General features: G+C 50.7%; 1 rRNA gene. It reads left to right on the top strand.

Going from position 1 to position 347, the window contains the following annotated elements:
- Positions 1-347 (top strand): 23S ribosomal RNA (locus LDK53_RS22610); the annotation flags it as partial.

The raw sequence follows: 347 nt of genomic DNA, 5'->3' as shown, positions 1-347 counted from the left end.
CGGCGAGGGGAGTGAAAAAGAACCTGAAACCGTGTACGTACAAGCAGTGGGAGCACCTTCGGGTGTGACTGCGTACCTTTTGTATAATGGGTCAGCGACTTATATTCTGTAGCAAGGTTAACCGTATAGGGGAGCCGAAGGGAAACCGAGTCTTAACTGGGCGTTAAGTTGCAGGGTATAGACCCGAAACCCGGTGATCTAGCCATGGGCAGGTTGAAGGTTGGGTAACACTAACTGGAGGACCGAACCGACTAATGTTGAAAAATTAGCGGATGACTTGTGGCTGGGGGTGAAAGGCCAATCAAACCGGGAGATAGCTGGTTCTCCCCGAAAGCTATTTAGGTAGC

Origin of the sequence: Enterobacter sp. K16B, from assembly GCF_020216105.1 — a bacterium.
GTDB lineage: Bacteria > Pseudomonadota > Gammaproteobacteria > Enterobacterales > Enterobacteriaceae > Enterobacter > Enterobacter sichuanensis.
This window is presented reverse-complemented; position numbering and strand designations above follow the sequence as displayed.